Annotated in this window: 21 protein-coding genes; 13 read left to right on the top strand and 8 right to left on the bottom strand. The window is 35.7% G+C overall.

The window, feature by feature from the left end:
* Positions 1–56 precede the first annotated feature (56 nt).
* Genes FD31_RS03745 through FD31_RS03735 form a run of 3 tightly spaced genes read right to left on the bottom strand, consistent with a single transcriptional unit; the run spans position 57 to position 1980 of the window.
* A complete protein-coding gene (locus FD31_RS03745) occupies positions 57–671 on the bottom strand; it encodes an SLAP domain-containing protein (RefSeq protein ID WP_057891425.1) in 615 nt (204 codons plus the stop codon).
* Positions 672–683: 12 nt separating this feature from the next.
* Positions 684–1097, bottom strand: a complete 414-nt coding sequence (locus FD31_RS03740; protein ID WP_057891424.1) for a nucleoside 2-deoxyribosyltransferase — start codon at positions 1095–1097, stop codon at positions 684–686.
* Position 1098: 1 nt separating this feature from the next.
* Positions 1099–1980, bottom strand: a complete 882-nt coding sequence (locus FD31_RS03735) for a LysR family transcriptional regulator (RefSeq protein WP_057891423.1) — start codon at positions 1978–1980, stop codon at positions 1099–1101.
* Positions 1981–2087: 107 nt separating this feature from the next.
* Here FD31_RS03735 and FD31_RS03730 point away from each other — a divergent pair, with 107 nt between their 5' ends.
* Genes FD31_RS03730 through FD31_RS03720 form a run of 3 tightly spaced genes read left to right on the top strand, consistent with a single transcriptional unit; the run spans position 2088 to position 4261 of the window.
* Positions 2088–2630: a DapH/DapD/GlmU-related protein gene (locus FD31_RS03730; RefSeq protein ID WP_057891422.1), complete on the top strand. Its 543-nt coding sequence runs from the start codon at positions 2088–2090 to the stop codon at positions 2628–2630.
* Positions 2630–3379, top strand: a complete 750-nt coding sequence (locus tag FD31_RS03725) for an SDR family oxidoreductase (protein WP_057891421.1) — start codon at positions 2630–2632, stop codon at positions 3377–3379. Before FD31_RS03730 ends, FD31_RS03725 begins: the two co-directional genes overlap by 1 nt.
* A 15-nt stretch (positions 3380–3394) precedes the next feature.
* Complete coding sequence (locus FD31_RS03720; RefSeq protein WP_057891420.1) at positions 3395–4261, top strand: aldo/keto reductase; 867 nt, start codon at positions 3395–3397, stop codon at positions 4259–4261.
* Between the two features lie 77 nt (positions 4262–4338).
* Here the strand turns inward: FD31_RS03720 and FD31_RS03715 are convergent, their stop codons facing one another.
* Entirely contained in the window at positions 4339–5202 is an 864-nt protein-coding gene (locus FD31_RS03715; RefSeq protein WP_057891419.1) for an SDR family oxidoreductase, read from the bottom strand.
* Between the two features lie 93 nt (positions 5203–5295).
* Here FD31_RS03715 and FD31_RS03710 point away from each other — a divergent pair, with 93 nt between their 5' ends.
* The 6 genes from FD31_RS03710 to FD31_RS03685 all read left to right on the top strand — a co-directional run bounded on the left by FD31_RS03710 (position 5296) and on the right by FD31_RS03685 (position 9803).
* A complete protein-coding gene (locus tag FD31_RS03710; RefSeq protein ID WP_057891418.1) occupies positions 5296–6045 on the top strand; it encodes an alpha/beta hydrolase in 750 nt (249 codons plus the stop codon).
* Between the two features lie 111 nt (positions 6046–6156).
* Positions 6157–6390 (top strand): cytochrome b5 domain-containing protein, encoded by a 234-nt coding sequence (locus FD31_RS03705; protein WP_057891417.1) that lies wholly within the window; start codon positions 6157–6159, stop codon positions 6388–6390.
* Between the two features lie 337 nt (positions 6391–6727).
* Complete coding sequence (locus FD31_RS03700; protein ID WP_057891416.1) at positions 6728–7765, top strand: zinc-dependent alcohol dehydrogenase family protein; 1038 nt, start codon at positions 6728–6730, stop codon at positions 7763–7765.
* A 14-nt stretch (positions 7766–7779) separates the two neighbouring features.
* Positions 7780–8376: an NAD(P)H-binding protein gene (locus tag FD31_RS03695; protein WP_057891415.1), complete on the top strand. Its 597-nt coding sequence runs from the start codon at positions 7780–7782 to the stop codon at positions 8374–8376.
* 80 nt (positions 8377–8456) lie between these two features.
* Positions 8457–9335 carry a LysR family transcriptional regulator gene (locus FD31_RS03690; RefSeq protein ID WP_057891414.1) on the top strand — a complete coding sequence of 293 codons (879 nt, stop codon included), beginning with the start codon at positions 8457–8459 and terminating at the stop codon, positions 9333–9335.
* A 96-nt stretch (positions 9336–9431) separates the two neighbouring features.
* A complete protein-coding gene (locus FD31_RS03685; protein WP_057891478.1) occupies positions 9432–9803 on the top strand; it encodes a nuclear transport factor 2 family protein in 372 nt (123 codons plus the stop codon).
* Positions 9804–9869: 66 nt separating this feature from the next.
* Here the strand turns inward: FD31_RS03685 and FD31_RS03680 are convergent, their stop codons facing one another.
* The 3 genes from FD31_RS03680 to FD31_RS14525 all read right to left on the bottom strand — a co-directional run bounded on the left by FD31_RS03680 (position 9870) and on the right by FD31_RS14525 (position 11008).
* Positions 9870–10526 (bottom strand): nitroreductase, encoded by a 657-nt coding sequence (locus FD31_RS03680; RefSeq protein ID WP_057891413.1) that lies wholly within the window; start codon positions 10524–10526, stop codon positions 9870–9872.
* 23 nt (positions 10527–10549) lie between these two features.
* A complete protein-coding gene (locus tag FD31_RS14530) occupies positions 10550–10774 on the bottom strand; it encodes a hypothetical protein (protein ID WP_307724943.1) in 225 nt (74 codons plus the stop codon).
* A gap of 99 nt (positions 10775–10873) precedes the next feature.
* Positions 10874–11008, bottom strand: a complete 135-nt coding sequence (locus tag FD31_RS14525; RefSeq protein ID WP_307724942.1) for a hypothetical protein — start codon at positions 11006–11008, stop codon at positions 10874–10876.
* A gap of 123 nt (positions 11009–11131) precedes the next feature.
* On the opposite strand from FD31_RS14525, the gene FD31_RS03670 reads away from it, so the two are divergent.
* From FD31_RS03670 to FD31_RS03660, 3 genes are read left to right on the top strand one after another with little or no spacing between them, the layout of a single operon-like run.
* Positions 11132–11896 carry an ABC transporter ATP-binding protein gene (locus FD31_RS03670; RefSeq protein WP_057891412.1) on the top strand — a complete coding sequence of 255 codons (765 nt, stop codon included), beginning with the start codon at positions 11132–11134 and terminating at the stop codon, positions 11894–11896.
* Between the two features lies 1 nt (position 11897).
* Entirely contained in the window at positions 11898–12629 is a 732-nt protein-coding gene (locus FD31_RS03665; RefSeq protein ID WP_057891411.1) for a hypothetical protein, read from the top strand.
* A gap of 2 nt (positions 12630–12631) precedes the next feature.
* The gene (locus tag FD31_RS03660) at positions 12632–13348 is read left to right on the top strand and encodes an ABC transporter permease (RefSeq protein ID WP_057891410.1); all 717 of its coding nucleotides are present in this window, start codon (positions 12632–12634) and stop codon (positions 13346–13348) included.
* A gap of 57 nt (positions 13349–13405) precedes the next feature.
* Here FD31_RS03660 and FD31_RS03655 read toward each other — a convergent pair whose 3' ends face one another.
* On the bottom strand, positions 13406–14596 hold the full coding sequence (locus tag FD31_RS03655; RefSeq protein WP_057891409.1) for an ATP-binding protein: 1191 nt from the start codon (positions 14594–14596) through the stop codon (positions 13406–13408).
* A 368-nt stretch (positions 14597–14964) separates the two neighbouring features.
* Here FD31_RS03655 and FD31_RS03650 point away from each other — a divergent pair, with 368 nt between their 5' ends.
* Complete coding sequence (locus FD31_RS03650) at positions 14965–17496, top strand: M1 family metallopeptidase (RefSeq protein WP_057891408.1); 2532 nt, start codon at positions 14965–14967, stop codon at positions 17494–17496.
* Positions 17497–17677 lie beyond the last annotated feature (181 nt).

Genomic DNA, 17677 nt, shown 5'->3' with positions numbered 1-17677 from the left:
GCAATAAAAAAAAGGATTCTACAAAATTTTTGTAGAATCCTTTTTTACTAAGCTATCTAAAAGTTAAACCATTCGTCAATACCACTATAATGGAAAGTATTTTGTGGGTCACGGAGTGGCTGATAGAAGAAACTTTGGTCATATGTTGGACTTGGTAATATCTGATTAAATATCATATGAACAGCTGGAACGTAAGTATTTCTGGCAACTTCAACATATATTTCGCCAAAGGTATTAACGAGACACTGACCAATTTTCCATTTTGAACCTTCAGGTAGACGAGGAGTGGGAGACATGTAATTGAGATTCTTATCAATAGTTACAGTCCCACTTTGATTATTAGTCATTACAGTTCCAATTAAGGGTTCTTGTACCGGATTCTGTACATCGGACAAAGTGGCATCGTTGTAATCCAAATATTCATTGGTTGCTACCTGATAATATCTGAATCCGTTAATTAAAATGGTATTTCCAACAGCCCATTCTGTATTAGGACTTAAGGCACGGTCAGTTATTTTAGTCCCATCTGAAGTGTAGAGCGTAATTGGTCCCCTTCCCGTAATTGTAGTAGCAATTTTGGCGGCTTGAGTGTCATTTTGTGAGGTCAAAATTGCACCCGTAGCGGCTACTAAAAACATTGCAATAAAAGTAATTGCTTTAGATAATTTCATTTTTAAATCCCCCTATAATTTGATTGATCTTTTAAGAATCTCGATAGCTTCTGAAACTGTTTCGTATTCGAAAATATCTTTAAAATAGTCGGTCCCATTAATCATCGCCGACAATTGGCTCTTAGTTGAATTATGCAAAATAATCACCGGCTTGTGCAATTTTTCTGCATAAGCTAATTCATAGCCGACACCCAAACTAGGATTGGATGTTTCGGCAACAACTAAATCAGCTTCCTTCATCCAATTAATGTCACGGTCACGAATATATTTATCATCAGACTGGCTTTGACTCGTGACAGACAAATTCCCGTTACCAATGTGTTCGGTCAAAACTTGATTATCTTGATTAAGAAAATCAATCAACTCTTTATAAATTTTAACATCATCTCGTCCACCGCGAATGGATGCCGCAAAATAAATTTTCATCTTATTGTTCTCCAATTTTTTCTTTCAAAGTTTTCAAAAATAATTGATCAACATCTGGTAAAGTTCGTTTCTTACTCCAAATCAACGTATTCGGATCGGTTAACTCAGGTGTTAATGGTCTAAATGTCAGCTCACTGTCAGCTGAGACATCAACTAAATTTTCATATGTTAGTGCCATACAAGCGCCGGTTTTAACTAATAAACTAGCATTGAAAATTAAATTATAAGTCCCGACAAAGTTGAACTGCTCGAATAAACCCTGACTCCAATTTTTTAAGTCTTGATGTTGTTTAATTTGTTGTGATGCAAGTAGGGAGCGGCCTAGTAGGTCACTCGGTTGAATTGATTCTTTTATAGCTAATTGTTCATCTTGACGCATCAATAAGCCCCAACGATTGCTTTCTGGCAATTGCAAAGTATTGTAGTTGCCTAATTCATTATGACCCATAATAATACCAAATTCTAAAATGCCACTATCCAAGGCTGATTCGATAATAGCGTGATCACCACTGTTGAAGTTGACGTGAACTTCTGGATATTTGTGAATTATATCGTGAACCGTGTCCATTACACATTGAAGAGCGACACTTTCGCCAGCGCCAATATCTAAAGTACCACTGACAACATCTTGCTTTTGTAAATTATAGGTTGTTTTATCAACTAATCCGACGATTTCTTGGGCACGTTCTAACAAATAATAACCATCTTGGGTCAATTGAATTTGGCGTTTGCCACGAATAAATAATTGAGTACCTAAATTGGTTTCTAAATCAGCTATTTGACGTGATAAAGCAGGCTGTGAAACGTGTAGTAAACGAGCGGCTCGGGAAATATTTTGTTCCTGAGCAATGGCAATAAAGTATCGTAAAACCCTGACATCCATTGATAGACTCCTGTTATGACTAAAAGTTATGGTTAATGATTCATGATAAGTATTTAACATTATATTAATCTCTTTGTATACTGATTTCAATCAGTGAGGTGCAAAAGATGAAATCAAAAATGGATGTAGGAACAGCAGCCTACGAACAAATTGAAAAAGTTAATCGGCGGAATCAAATATTGGTCCAAGAATTAAATAATACGCCACATACAAAAACGGAAATTCGCGAGTTAGTCAGTCAAATTACAAATGAAAAAATTGATGAGACCACGGAAATTCGTTTGCCATTTTATACCGATTTTGGACAAAATTTACATCTTGGTAAAAATGTTTACATTAGTAATTGTTCAATGTTTGTTGACTTGGGTGGAATTTATATTGGTGACAATGTCTTGATTGGGCCCAATACGACCATTACATCTGTTAATCATCGTGTCAATCCTGAGGAAAGACGGCATTTAAATTTTAAGTCCGTCTATATTCACGATAACGCTTGGTTGGGGGCAAATGTCACAGTTACTCCGGGAACTGTTATCGGTGAAAATGCAATTGTGGCTGCTGGAGCTGTGGTTACGAAAAATGTGCCAGCTAATACGATTGTTGCTGGTGTTCCAGCACGAATTATTAAAACAATTAAGGAGACAAATTAATGAGTTTAAAAGATAAAGTAGTTGTAATCATGGGTGCTTCAAGTGGTATTGGTGCTGCCACGGCTAATTTGTTAGCCAAACAAGGTGCTAAGTTGAGCATTGTTGCCAGAAGATTCGATCGTTTGGAAGAAATTAAGAAACAAAATCCTGATGCAGAAATTAAGGCTTTTAAAGCAGATGTTACTCAATCTGACGAAGTAGAAAAGGTGATAGCATATACCGTAGCGTCATATGGTCACATCGATGTTTTATTTAATAACGCGGGAATTATGCCAGTTAATAATTTGGATCAAGTAGCTCATGACGAATGGCAAAATATGCTTGATATTAATGTTAAAGGCGTATTGAATGGTATCGCTGCAGCTTTACCAGTTATGAAGAAACAAAAGCATGGTCATATCATTACCACATCATCTGTTTTAGGGTATGAGGTTTTACCAGGTTATGCTGCTTATTCAGGAACTAAATATGCCGTTCGGGCAATTATGGAAGGTTTGCGTCAAGAAGAACATGCTAACAATATTAAGACAACCATTATTGCTCCCGGTTCAGTGAAAACTGAATTATTCAATTCAATTAATAATAAGGAAGTTCGTGAAGGTTTAGTTGATGCAATGAAACAACCAGGCTCTGAAATGATGGCTTTACAACCAGAAGAAATCGCTCAAGCAGTTGCTTTTGTGATTGATACACCAGCCAATATGGCAGTTAACGAAATGGTAATTCGTCCTACAGGACAAGAAGTTTAATAAGAGGAGAAAAATATGTCAATTTTTGATGAAACAATTACATTAAATAATGGAGTTAAGATTCCTAAGTTAGCTTTAGGAGTTTGGGAAATTCCTGACGATAAAGTAGCCGATGCAGTTAAGAGTGCAGTTGATATTGGTTATCGTCATATCGATACGGCTCAAGCTTACGGCAATGAACGTGGTGTCGGCGAAGGTGTTCGTAATGCTAGTGTTAGTCGTGATGAGATTTTTGTTAATTCCAAAGTAGCGGCTGAAATTAAGAATTACGATGCTGCTAAACAATCAATTGATGAGACTTTAAATAAGATGGGCTTGGATTATCTGGATATGATGATTATTCATAATCCCCAACCATGGAATGAAGTTAACCAAGGTAATGACCGTCATTTTGAAGGAAACTTGGAAACATGGCGTGCGATGGAAGATGCTGTTAAAGCAGGTAAGTTGAAGACTATCGGTGTCTCCAGTTTTGGCAAGGAAGACTTGGACAATTTAATTAAAAATAGTTCAACTAAACCGGCAGTTAATCAAGTTCAAATTCATATTGGTGATACGCCAATGGACATTATCAAATACTCACAAGCTAATGATATTGCGGTTGAGGCATTTTCACCTGTTGCCCATGGTGCAGCGATGAAAGACGAAAGAATCAAACAAATGGCTGCCAAATATAACGTCAGTGTGCCACAATTGTGCATTCGCTATGATTGGCAATTGAACGTGATAGTTTTGCCTAAGTCAGCCAATCCCGAACATATGAAAGCTAATGCTGAATTGGATTTTGAAATTTCTGATGAAGATATGAAGACTTTAATGGCAATTGATCAAATGGATTATGGAGAGGCTAGTGTATTCCCAGTCTTTGGTGGAAAAATTTAGAGTATCAATTCTTATTCCGCTTAAATATTAATAGAAGAAAAAATGCGAAAGACCAATTAATTTTGGCTTTCGCATTTTTATTTGAAATAATTTTCGTAATCTTGGATATAGTTTTGAATAGTTCTAGGTTTGTGACCAAGAACTTTCTCAGCCGTATCAGTCACTTCCTTGGCATTGCCCAATTGAGTAATCAAATAAAGCATTACCATCACGTTAACAAAGTCTTTTTTCATTCCACGTTTTAACATTATTTTTCGGAATTTCCATAGGCTTGGTTTGCTGTAAGTGATAGTCGTCCCCAATACTTGAGTCATTATTTGAGCAATCTCGTGGTATGACAAAGCCATTGGTCCCGTGATATTAAGCTTTTGATAGAAATATTTATCATTGAGCAATGCAATTCCAGCTATTTCACCAATATCCCGTGTATCGATGAAACTAGTCCGTGAGTTGCCAGCGGGAATGAACAAGTCATGATTTTTTTGAATGTCCAGTTGATGGGTGGTATCAAGATTTTGCATGAAAAAGCTTGGCCTGATGAATGTATATGGCAAATTCAAGTCTAAAATCATTTGTTCAATTTGGTGATGTGGAGTCATAGGGTTCTTTTCAACACCTAATAACGAGATGAAAACAATTTGATCAATCTTTTGTTGTTGAGCGTATTTTAAGAATGGAAACATATCTTTTTGGGGATTGGCTAGTTGCGGTGGTCTGACGAAAAAGATTTTGTTAATACCATTAAAAGCCGATTCAAAAGTTGTGGAGTCTAGGAAATCAAAGCCTTTAACTGTTACATTATCAAAGCTTTGAAATTTTTTGGCAGCTTTGTTGGGACTATGTGAGCCAGCGATGACGGAGATGTCTTTTTGATTTAAATATTTAATTAGTGGATAGCCGATATTACCAGTACCACCAATAACGAGAATTTTATCTGTCATTTTTATATACTCCTATCTGTTCAAGTTCATTATATCCATTTTTGAATAACAGTATTAAAATAATCCTAATTCACCAGAAGAGGATGATTTTAAATGGATATCGAAATAAAACGAGACGGTTTAACTTTACGAGGAACTTTTAATAAACCGCAAACAAAACAATTCGATTTAGTTGTTTTAATGCACGGCTTTACGTCTGACCGTGGCATGAACCCAAATCAACTGTTATATCAATTGGCTGCACGTTTTGAGGGAAAAGGATTGGCAACGTTACGCTTTGATTTTAATGGTCACGGTCAATCGGATGGAAAGTTTGAAGATATGACGGTCTTAAATGAAATTGGCGATGCTAAAGCAATTTTGGATTATGCTCGACAAATTGCTGGCGTTGGAAAGATTTATTTATTGGGACACTCCCAAGGTGGTGTAGTTGCCAGTATGATAGCGGGTTATTATCCAGAAAAGATTGCTAAATTAGCTCTATTGGCTCCAGCAGCAACTTTGAAAGATGATGCTTTAAAGGGTGATACACAAGGATTTACTTATGATCCAAATAATATTCCAGATCAATTGCCAATTAAGAAGGGTCTAACACTAGGCGGATTTTATTTGCGGACAGCTCAAACTTTACCTATTTATGAAGTGGCTCAACAATATCATGGACCAGTCTGTTTAGTTCATGGATTGAAAGATACAGTGGTGAATAAAATTGCTTCGACACGATATGATGATGTGTATTCTAATGACACCTTACATTTATTATCTGATGCTGACCATGGCTTTGAAATTGGTAATTCTCGACAAGAAGCTTTGGATATTGCGACGGATTTTTTCTTGAATTAGTTAGATTTAAATAAAGAATTCAATAAATCTTATGAGCTTTAAAATTATCTTTATCTATCGATAAATGTCATAATGATATTAGATAATAATTTGGAAGGTGAGGTTGAAAAGATGGCAGATAAACAATTTACACTTGAGGAATTAAAGAAATTTAACGGTGAAAATGGCAATCCCGCTTATGTAGCAATCGACGGAATTGTCTATGATATGACAAATGTTGACCCATGGAAGGGCGGCAAGCATCACGGCAATGTTGCCGGAAATGATTTGTCAGAAGCAATTATGAAATCACCACATAAACATTCTGTATTGGCTAAGCTCAATGCAGTTGGAAAACTAGCTTAATTCATATGTCATTTTAAAAAGTAAGAGAGTGGGACAAAACATGTTCAGCTTTCGAGCATTAAGGCAAATAGCTCCAGTAATCCGATTTTGGATTGCTGGAGCTATTTGTTTTAAGCGGAAAAAGCTATGTTTTGTTCCACGTTTATGCAGCATGTTTAAAGACAAAAATAGTATTGTCCCAGACTCTTTCTTTTTTTATTTTTAAAATCATAAGTAAAACTTATCAATCAGAATGAAATTTCAAATTGGTTATAATCAGTTTTGCTTGTAAGATATGACTCGTAAGTTAAATCAAAGAAATATTTATATAAAACAAAATTAAGGAGAAATTCAAATTATGAAAGCAGCAACTTTTATTGAACCAGGAAAAATGGAAGTCAGGGAATATGCTAAACCAACAATTCAAAAACCAACGGACGCCATTATCAAGATTGTTCGTGCTTGTGTCTGTGGATCAGACCTCTGGTGGTACCGTGGAATTGCTAAACGTGAATCCGGTTCAACAGTGGGCCACGAGGCTATCGGTGTCATTGAATCTGTCGGTGCTGATGTTAAAGATGTCAAAGTCGGTGATTTCGTGATTGCACCATTTACACATGGTTGTGGTTACTGTGCAGCTTGTTTAGCAGGCTTTGATGGAGACTGTTTGAACCAAGAAGCTGGTGGCAACGGTGGTTATCAAGGTGAATATCTTCGTTTTACCAATGCTAACTGGGCTTTAGTTAAAATCCCTGGTCAACCTGAAGATTATTCTGATGAAATGCTTAATAATTTTCTAGCTTTGGCAGATGTAATGGCAACTGGTTTTCATGCTGCTACAAGTGCCGAAGTTAAGAAAGGTGATACAGTCGTTGTAATGGGTGATGGAGCTGTTGGCTTGAGTGGTGTTCTTTCCGCTAAATTGCTTGGTGCCAAACGTATTATTGCCATGAGTCGTCATGAAGACCGTCAAAAGTTAGCTAAAGAATTTGGCGCAACCGATATTATTGCTGAACGTGGCGATGAAGCCGTTGAAAAAGTTATGGAATTAACTGGTTCTGGCGCTGATGCCGTTTTGGAATGTGTTGGTACGGAACAATCCGTTGATACTGCAGTTAAAGTTGGTCGCCCTGGTGCAATTGTTGGTCGTGTTGGTGTACCTCAAAAAGCAGAAATGAATACTAATAACTTATTCTGGAAAAATATTGGTCTTCGTGGCGGCATTGCTTCAGTGACAACTGATGATAAAAAGATTTTATTAAATGCTGTTTTAAATGGTGAAATCAATCCAGGCAAAGTCTTTACGAAGCGGTTTGACCTTGATCATATCCAAGATGCTTATGAAGCAATGGACAAGAGAACTGCTATTAAATCATTATTAATTATTGATAAATAAGAAGGTATTTTAAAATGAAAAATGTATTAATTATTGGTGCAACAGGTACTATCGGTGGAGCTGTTCGCCAAACACTTTTGAATGAAACAGATGACAAGTTAACATTGTTTGCACGTAGTGCTAGCCGTTTGAGCGTTGGTGATCAAGAATCAGTCATTGCTGGTGACGTGATGAAAGATGCTGATTTGGACAAAGCTATGGCTAATCAAGATGCTGTCTTCGTTGCTTTGAGTGGTCCTTTAGGTCAATTTGCTAAAAAAATCGTTGCAGCAATGGATCGAAATCATGTTTCCAGATTACTATTCATTACTTCAATGGGAATTTATAATGAAATTCCTGCTTCCGTTGGTAGTAACGGTAATTTAGAAAATAATGGTGTCCTTCATCCTTATCGAGAGGCTGCCGATATTGTGGAAGCTTCCGATTTGAACTATACCGTAATTCGTCCAGGTTGGTTCACTAATGGTCCAGTGAATTATGAAATTACACGTAAAGGTGAACCTTTTGGTGGACATGATGTTTCAATTAGTTCTATTGCAGATTTTGTTAAAAATGCGGTAGCTGATGAAACTTATTATTCAAACGAAAGTGTTGGTTTAAATACAAAATAAGGTAGCCCCAATAGGGGTTATTTTTTGTCTATCTAAATATTGTTATAATAAGAAAAAAGATGAATTTGAGGCAAAAATAAATGTTTCAACAAATGCAGTATTTTATCGCCATAGTTAAAAATCACAGTTTCACCCAAGCTGCAGTCGAGTGTAATATCTCTCAATCAGCCATTTCTCAACAAATGAAAGAGCTCGAAAGTAACTTAGGGGTGAAATTATTGGAACGAAAAGGTCGCAGCTTTGAAGTAACTGAGGCTGGACAGTATTTTTACACCCACAGTCAGGATATTTTGGCAGATGTTAATCAATTAGTTCAAAACACTACTAAGATTGTTCGCAATAATGAAGTGAATCTCAATGTTGGCTATTTACGTAGCTTCGGAACGACTGAATTTTTGCAGACAGTTTCAAAATTTACTCAAGAATATCCACAAGTAAAAATTCACATAACTAGTGGCAATCATGAGGAATTATATGAATTACTCCAGACTGGGAAAATAGATTTAAATTTCTCAGATCAACGGCGAGCACTATCGAATGAGTATCAAAATGAGTTTTTGACCGCTAGTGAATTTATGGTAGCAGTTAGTCACTCATTGCCAGTTAGTAATGAAAAAATTGATATTGAGGAATTAGCTGATCTTTCGTGTATTTTGATTTCAGATAGCGAGAATCCAACCACTGATGAAGCTTATTACCGTGATATTCTTGGAGTTAGAAGTAACTTCATTTTTGCTAAAAATTACGATGAAGCGCAGATGTTAGTAGCAGCTAATCAAGGTTATTTAATCATCAATGCACGCATGCAAAGCCAATTGAATCAGGACATTGTTAAGACTATTAAGCTTGTTAAAGGTGACCGCAAATTGAAACAAAATTATTATGCATATTGGAAAGATGATAATTCAGGATTTTATATTGAAACGTTTGCCGATTTATTGAAGGAAAGTTTTGCATAAGTAATGCTTATCAATCATGACTTGAATTGAAATAGCTCTAAAATGGTCAACAAGGTATCATCTTTCTTGTAAATGAAATCAGAAAGTGTGATTAAGATGACTGATCAAGAAGCAATTATTCAATTATATCGTGAAGAAAACGAAGCTATGGTGGCAAAAAATCTTAGTAAATTAAACCAAATTTTAGCTCCAACTATGAAACTGACTCATATGACAGGATACGTTCAACCTAAGCTAGAATGGATCGATCAGATTCAAAATGATGAGATGCAATATTTGTCTTCAAAAGAAGAAAACATTAAAGATATTGAAATTTATGACAATCAAGCAAGTTTGATTGGACAAAATCAAGTGCAGGCTAAAATCTGGGGTGGTGGGGTCAACACTTGGCCATTACAGATGAAAATGTATTTTGCTAAACAAAATGGCAACTGGATTATTACTAATCAGGTTGCCAGTACTTATTAAAGTCTCTTATATAAAAAAGCTGTTACAAGAATTTAAATTAATCTTGCAACAGCTTTTTTTGATGGATTACTTTCTTATTTTTAAAACATTCTCGATCGGTTCACGTTTGGAACGGTAAGTGTTAATCTTGGCAGCTTCGGCGTAACCAATTGAAATACCAACGACAATTGTTTCATCTTCAGGAATATCGAGATAGCGCCGTAGAACCTCAGGAAAACGAACACTATTGTAATTTGGAATGGTGTCTAATCCCTTATCTTTAGCAGCTAACATAATTGTTTGACCAAACGAACCCATATCGAAAACGGACCATAACGATGAATCTTTGGGCATTGTTAAAAAGAGAATCGCAGGTGCGTAATTGAGATGGTTACTGGCATCAGACATAATATGATGAGCTTCGTCAAAGTCGGTAAAATGATGGACGATTTCGTGACGCCACTGTTTCATATTAGCTTGAGTACGGTTATTCCAATCATCACGATGCATGACTGGAAAATCAGGATGAGATTTTTCACTATTACGGTCTTTAGTTTCATAGTCAGTCTTGATTTGTTCCAAAGCTTTGCCAGTTGCTGCATAAACTTTCCAAGGTTGAGAATTGACCCAAGAAGGTGCAAGTTGAGCTAGCTTAATAATTTCTTCTATATCAGTTGTAGAGACGTTCTTTTTACTAAAGTGACGAACAGAATGACGTGATTTAACGGTTTCTTTGAACTCCATAATAAGATTTATAAATTCCTTCCTTATTTAATGATATTAGTTTCAATTTTGTTCAATGAAATATCACGGGGAACAAAAGTTTCGTTAGTTTGACCTAAAGTCAATGTAAAGAGTGGTTTGAAGCCGGTAGGAATGATGTTTTCTGGAATCGAACCGAGGCAAGCCATATTGTAGTTAGAGCCTAAACCTTGATTTTCAGCTGTTAATTCCATGTTGTGGACAATTGTACCAGCGGAAATGCCTTCCATTAAGCTATTGTTAGTCGAAGAAACGATGATAACTGTTGGTGCATCGTAAGTTCCGGTTAATTTTGCTAAAACTTCTGGCTTTTGGATAACAGTTAAACGTTAATCTTCAAATTTTCCTAAACCAACTGCACCAGCATTAGCAGCTAATAAAATATTATTCAATTGTTCATCGGTAATTTGACCAGTGTATTGACGAACAGCCTTACGTGATTTAATCATTTCAAAAGTTTCCATAGTAAAACCTCCAAATTATATATTGTCTCAATGATAATTCTTTTTATATGAATATGCACAAGTAGACCGAATAACCGCTAAAAGTTGTATTATAAGATTCAAATTAAACTGGAAGTGATTATTATGGCCACAATTTTATCGGTCCAGCACTTAAGTAAGACTTTTAGTGAACATGGGAAAGATTTCCATGCTGTCGAAGATATTAGTTTCACTATTAATAAGGGAGAAATTGTATCTTTGTTGGGCCCGAATGGTGCTGGAAAAACGACGACTGTTTCAATGGTTGGAGGATATTTAATGCCAACCACTGGCAAAATTTTTATCAATGGTATTGATCGATTTAAATCGAAATCAATACCAAATATTGGGGTAATGTTTGGTGGTGACTTGGGATTTTATGGGCGCGCAACGGCAGAAGATAATTTGTTATTCTTTGCTGATTTGGCAAAAATTACGTCTAAAGCCAGACATTCTGAAGTTGACCGTGTTTTAGATTTAGTTGATTTAACAAATGTTGCTCATAAGAAAGTTCAATATTTTTCTAAAGGAATGAAGCAGCGTTTACATATTGCGCGGTCACTATTAGGCAATCCACCTTTGTTATTATTAGACGAACCTACAAGCGGATTGGATGTAGAAATTGCTAGTGATATTAGACAAATCGTTCGAAATTTAAAACAAAATGGAACGGCCATTTTGTTGACCAGTCATACGATGAGTGAAGTTGAATCCTTAGCGGATCGAATTCTTTTGATAGGTGGAGGTAAGATTTTTGATGAGGGCACGGTGGCAGATATTATTGCTAAATCGAATGTTCATCATATTGACCGTCCAGCAACTTTAGAGGAATCTTACTTAGCACTTGCTCCAGAATTGAGGCGTAAGTGAGATGAGATTTTTGAGATTATGTTGGTTTCATTTGAAACTTTATGCGACAGATCAATATTTTTTGTGGCTGACTATATCTAGTACTGTTTCACTCTTTCTAGTTCAATATGTGCTTGCGTATACAACTCATAATTTGGCAGATACTTCGCTTTGGTTGAGAAGTGGGATTTTTGGACTATGGTCTTCAGCTACAACGGCTACTGGCTGCATCGGCTTTCAACGTTACCAAGGAACGTTGCCGTATATTTTGAATAATCAACTAGATGATCGACTATCATTATTAGCATTGATTTTACCAGCATCTTGTTTTGGCTTGCTGTCATTTCCAATTTCTTATTTTTTAGCAATTATTTTTGGTGTTGGTCATAACAACTTTGATTTACGAATGGTTGGTTTAATATTTTTATTTTGGTTAGCCGCGTATGTCATGGATGTGTTAATTGCCGTATCGTTTATTTTAACGGTTAACGCGATTGTATATGAAGAACTGATTTTGATTCCATTATTATTGTTGTCAGGATTATTCGGATATCCCAAGGAATTGATTGGAGTATTACAGCTATTTCAATGGCTAATTCCTATTTCAGCACCGATGAAAGCCATTTTAAGTGGCAACCAATTTAATTTTGGAGCTGGAATATTTAGTTTATTGCTCTGGGGTATTATTGGTTGGAAGCTGGCAACGGTAATACTTCGTAAAGCTAAAGTTTCTGGTACTGAGGGGATGATGTGATTATGAAGACACAGTTTACGTCTTTGACATATTTACAAAATTGGAAAACAATTCTGGTTCACTTCATTATTATTCCTTTTGTTAATTTACTCTTATTAGTTGCTATTAATTCGCAGTATCAAGGTGGATTTAGTTGGGGTGTTGCCGTCGGTACGATTGTTCTGAATGGTGGCTTGCTATCAATGGGCAGTATGGCAGCACTTTTTACAATGGACAGAACTTTAAAAATCGATCGAGAAATGGCAACCCAACGACCTTATTCATTTAAATATTGGTTTGATAAAATTATTACGGCAATTATTTGTGGTGTGATTTCGATTTTTATTAACGATTTTATTTTGATGATATTAGGAGCGCCGAATGCTTTAGTTTTACGTTCAATGATAATGGCTATACCCTTTGCAGTTGTGGGAACTATTTTTGGATTTGTTGGCAGTATTGCAGCATGGACAATGATTAATCCCTATTTCTATTTAAATATCTTGGAACCGATGATGATTATTATTTCAGGTACACTAGTTAATGTCGAAAAGTATCCTAGTTGGCTAAGAATTTTGAGTAATTGTTTTCCTTTTGCCCAATTAATTAGATATGTGGAAACTAGTAAGGGAATGGTTGGACGTGACATATTGTTAGCATTGGTTTGGCTGCTGGTTGGTATTGGAATTTATGTGTATAAAGTTTCAACTATTAGTGAAAAATATCGAGAAATGTATTAAAAAAACAGGTCTGGAAAACTCTAATAATAAGTTTTCTAAGCCTGTTTTTTGTTAAATTCATTCAAGTAACCAATCAATGATATGTTTAACTGGAATTCCATTAACCTGTCCAACATCCATACGATTTGCTGTTAAAACAAATTTAGGATAATTATCGTTTAATGATACTAGATTATTGACTTCACGATCACTATTGGAAGGTAATTGCATGGTGACTTGATAATATTGAACTTCGTTGCCCTTGTGTGCAACAAAATCTATTTCCTTTGTATCATCTTTACCTACGTCTACTTGAAATCCACGTCGACGTAATTCTAAGTACACGATGTTTTCTATTTGATGACCATAGTTATCATGATAGTTACGATTCAAAGTTGTATTTCTTAATCCAGTATCAACAGCATAATATTTAGCTGTTGTACGTAAGTATGCTTTTCCACGTAAGTCATAACGCTTGGCGGGATAAAAGAGGAAAGCATTTTCCAAAAGACTAATATAACGAAGAACGGAGGTTGCATTGGAAGTTTTGAAACCCTCATTATTTAAAACTCCAGCAATTTTGTTACCTGAAACAAGATTGCCAATTTCACTCAAAAGATAATTAGATATTTGAATTAATTGTCCATCATCTCTAATTTGGGCACGTTCGGTTACGTCTCTAAGTAGAATTGAACTATATATACCATCTAGAATGCTTTGCTTGACCGCATCGTCTTGCACCAATGCAACGGCAGGAAATCCTCCTTCTGTTATATAGTTATTAAATTCTTGTTCAAGGTGTTCATTTGTATTACGAAAAGTTAGATACTCTTTGAAGGATAGTGGATATATAGGGATTTCAACCATTCGACCAGTTAGTAGAGTAGCCAGTTCACCTGATAATAGGGAGGCGTTTGAACCAGAAACATAAATGTCAGAATCAAAGTCAACACGGAAACTATTGATTACATCTTCCCAACCGTCAACTCTTTGAATTTCATCAAAAAATAAATACATCTTTTTGTTTGGAATTATTAGTTTCATCACATAATTATAAAAATTATTTTTATTTAGTAAGCTTTGATATTGCATAGATTCAAAGTTTATGAAGATAATTTGGCTCTCGGGAATACCTTGACTACGAAGTTCATCTCTAAACATCCGCAGGATGAATGTTTTTCCAGAGCGTCTAACGCCCGTAATAACTTTGACGAATTCAGTGTTTTGAAACTTACGAAGACGATTTAAATAAAGATTTCGAACAATCATGAAAGATATCCTCCAATTTTCTTCAATTATAATTGATAAAAAGTAGTAAATCCAGTTTTCTTCAATTATAATTGAAGAAAACTGAAATATGGAGTTGATTTCAATTGTAATTGAAACTTTGACTTATAAGGAAAAATTGAATTGTCCTTATCGGTAGCGTTTTATTTGGGTTATAATCAATATTTTGTTAAACTAAAATTACTAATAGCGGTGTTGCTTTTCGGAGCGCATCTGGAAACGGCTGATTACATTTAATGTATTTGGTCGTTTTTTTAATTATTACTATTAGTTTTATATTGAAAGTAAGATATCTTAAAGATTATAATAAATTAGAAGTAAATTAAAGAACGATTAAAAAAGGGGAACTTATGACTGAAATAACACGTTTTTATGATAAATTTCAACCAAGTCGCTATGATGTCTTTATTGATATCAACCGTGGTACAAAACAAATTTCTGGTAAGACTGTTATTGATGGTGAAGCTAAAGTGCCATCAATTTCGATCCACCAAAAGTATTTAACTATTGAAACTGTTCAAGCTGACGGAAAAGATGTTCCATTCACAACTGATGATGACAACGATGCTATCAACATTGATTTGCCAGCAGCTGGTGAAACAACTTTAACAATCACTTACAATGCCAAATTAACTGATTCAATGATGGGTATTTATCCTTCATACTATGAAGTTAATGGTGAAAAGAAACAAATTATTGGGACACAATTTGAAACAACTTTTGCTCGTCAAGCTTTCCCATGTGTTGATGAACCTGAAGCCAAAGCTAAGTTCGACATGGCTATCAAATTTGATGAACAACCAGGTGAAACTATTTTAGCTAATATGCCTGAAATCAGAACTGAAAATGGCATTCACTATTTCGATACAACTGTTAAGATGTCAACTTACTTAATCGCCTTTGCCTTTGGTGATCTTCAAAGTAAAGTTACAACAACTAAGAGTGGTGTTGAAGTTGGGGTCTTCGCTACTAAAGCTCATAAAGCTAACGAACTAGATTTTGCCTTGGATATTGCTAAACGTGCTATCGAATTCTACGAAGATTTCTATCAAACTCCATATCCACTACCACATTCATGGCAATTGGCACTACCTGATTTCTCAGCCGGTGCTATGGAAAACTGGGGTCTTGTCACATATCGTGAAGCTTACTTGATGGTTGATCCTGACAATACTTCACTTGATACAAAACAACTTGTAGCTACAGTTATTACTCACGAATTGGCTCACCAATGGTTTGGTGACCTTGTAACTATGAAGTGGTGGGATGACTTATGGTTGAACGAAAGTTTTGCTAACATGATGGAATATGTTGCGGTTGACGCAATTGAACCTGACTGGCATGTTTGGGAAATGTTCCAAACTTCTGATGTTCCTGCTGCTTTACAACGTGATGCTACTGACGGTGTGCAATCAGTTCACGTTCAAGTTAATAATCCAGCTGAAATTGATGCTTTGTTTGATTCAGCTATCGTTTACGCTAAGGGTGCCAGAATGCTAGTTATGGTTCGCGCCTTGTTAGGTGACGATAACTTACGTGCTGGTTTGAAGAAGTACTTTGAAGCCCACAGTTATAGCAATGCTAAAGGGGATGACCTCTGGAATGCTTTAGGTGATGCTTCTGGTATTGATGTTGGTTCAATTATGCATTCATGGTTGGAACAACCTGGCTATCCAGTTGTTTCTGCTAGTGTGATTGATGGCAAGATTACTTTGTCACAACAACAATTCTTCATTGGTCAAGGTCAAGACGAGGCTCGCTTATGGCAAATTCCTTTGAACAGTAACTACGGTGCTGCTCCTAAGATTATGGCTGACAAAGAAGTTGTTGTTGGTGACTATGCTGAATTACACAAGGACGCTAACGAACCATTCCGTTTGAATGTTGGTAATAATTCTCACTTTATCGTTAAATATGATGAAACTTTGTTGAAAGATATCTTAGATAACATCGACTCAATCGACAATATTTCACAACTTGGTATTTTACAAGATCTTCGTTTGTTGGCTGATGCACGCGAAATTTCTTATGCATCAATCGTGCCATTATTGAACAAGTTTGCTCAAAGTCATTCAACAGTTGTTAATGCAGCCTTGTATCGTGTTGCTAATAACTTGAAGAAGTTTGTTCAACCTGGTTCTGACGAAGAAAAGAATTTGAAAGCTTTGTTTGATAAACTGAGTGCTAAACAAGTTGCTCGTTTAGGTTGGGAACCACAAGCCGGTGAATCAAATGACGACCAATTAACACGTCCATTTGTTTTAAATGCCGCTTTGTACGCTGACAATGCCGACGCAATTGCTCAAGCTCACAAGATTTTCACTGATAATAAAGCTAACCTAATTGGACTATCAGCTGATATTCGTCTCTTCGTATTGAGAAATGAAGTTAAGAATTATGGTAGTGCTGAATTGTTTGATAACTTATTGGCTGATTACGTTAAAACAGCTGATCCAAGTTACAAGGCTGACCTTTCCGTAGCTATTACAAGTACACCAGATACTGAATTAATTAATAAGTTAATTGGTAAGTTTGAAGATGCTGACACAATTAAGCCACAGGATTTGCGTTCATGGTATCGTGGAACTTTGGCTAACGAAAAAGCTCAACAAGCTGCTTGGGATTGGATTAGAAATGATTGGTCATGGCTTGAAAAGACAGTTGGTGGAGATATGGAATTCTCAACATATATCACCGTTACTTCAATGGTCTTCCATACACCAGAACGTTTAGCTGAGTTCAAAGCATTCTTTGAACCTAAAGTTAATACACCAGGTTTAACACGTGAAATTCAAATGGATATCAAGATTGTTGAAACAAACGTCAACTTGATTGAAGATGAAAAAGACGCTGTTAACCAAGCTGTTGCTGAAAATAAATAGTAAATAATTTGAAGGATAAACTTATCTAAATATAGATAGGTTTATTTTTTTGTGGATTGAGAATAAAAAATGCCGTCGAAGAACTGAATGAAAAATAAATTTAGTGAAGTGTTTTTATAATAATTATGTGTATATAATAATAACAAGAACTTTGAAGGAATATTAATAAACTGTGGGGGCA

The sequence above is a fragment of the Companilactobacillus nantensis DSM 16982 genome (genome assembly GCF_001435815.1).
In the GTDB taxonomy this organism is placed as follows: Bacteria; Bacillota; Bacilli; order Lactobacillales; family Lactobacillaceae; genus Companilactobacillus; species Companilactobacillus nantensis.
The sequence above is the reverse complement of the archived record's forward strand: the minus strand, read 5'-3'. Positions and strand labels throughout refer to the sequence as shown.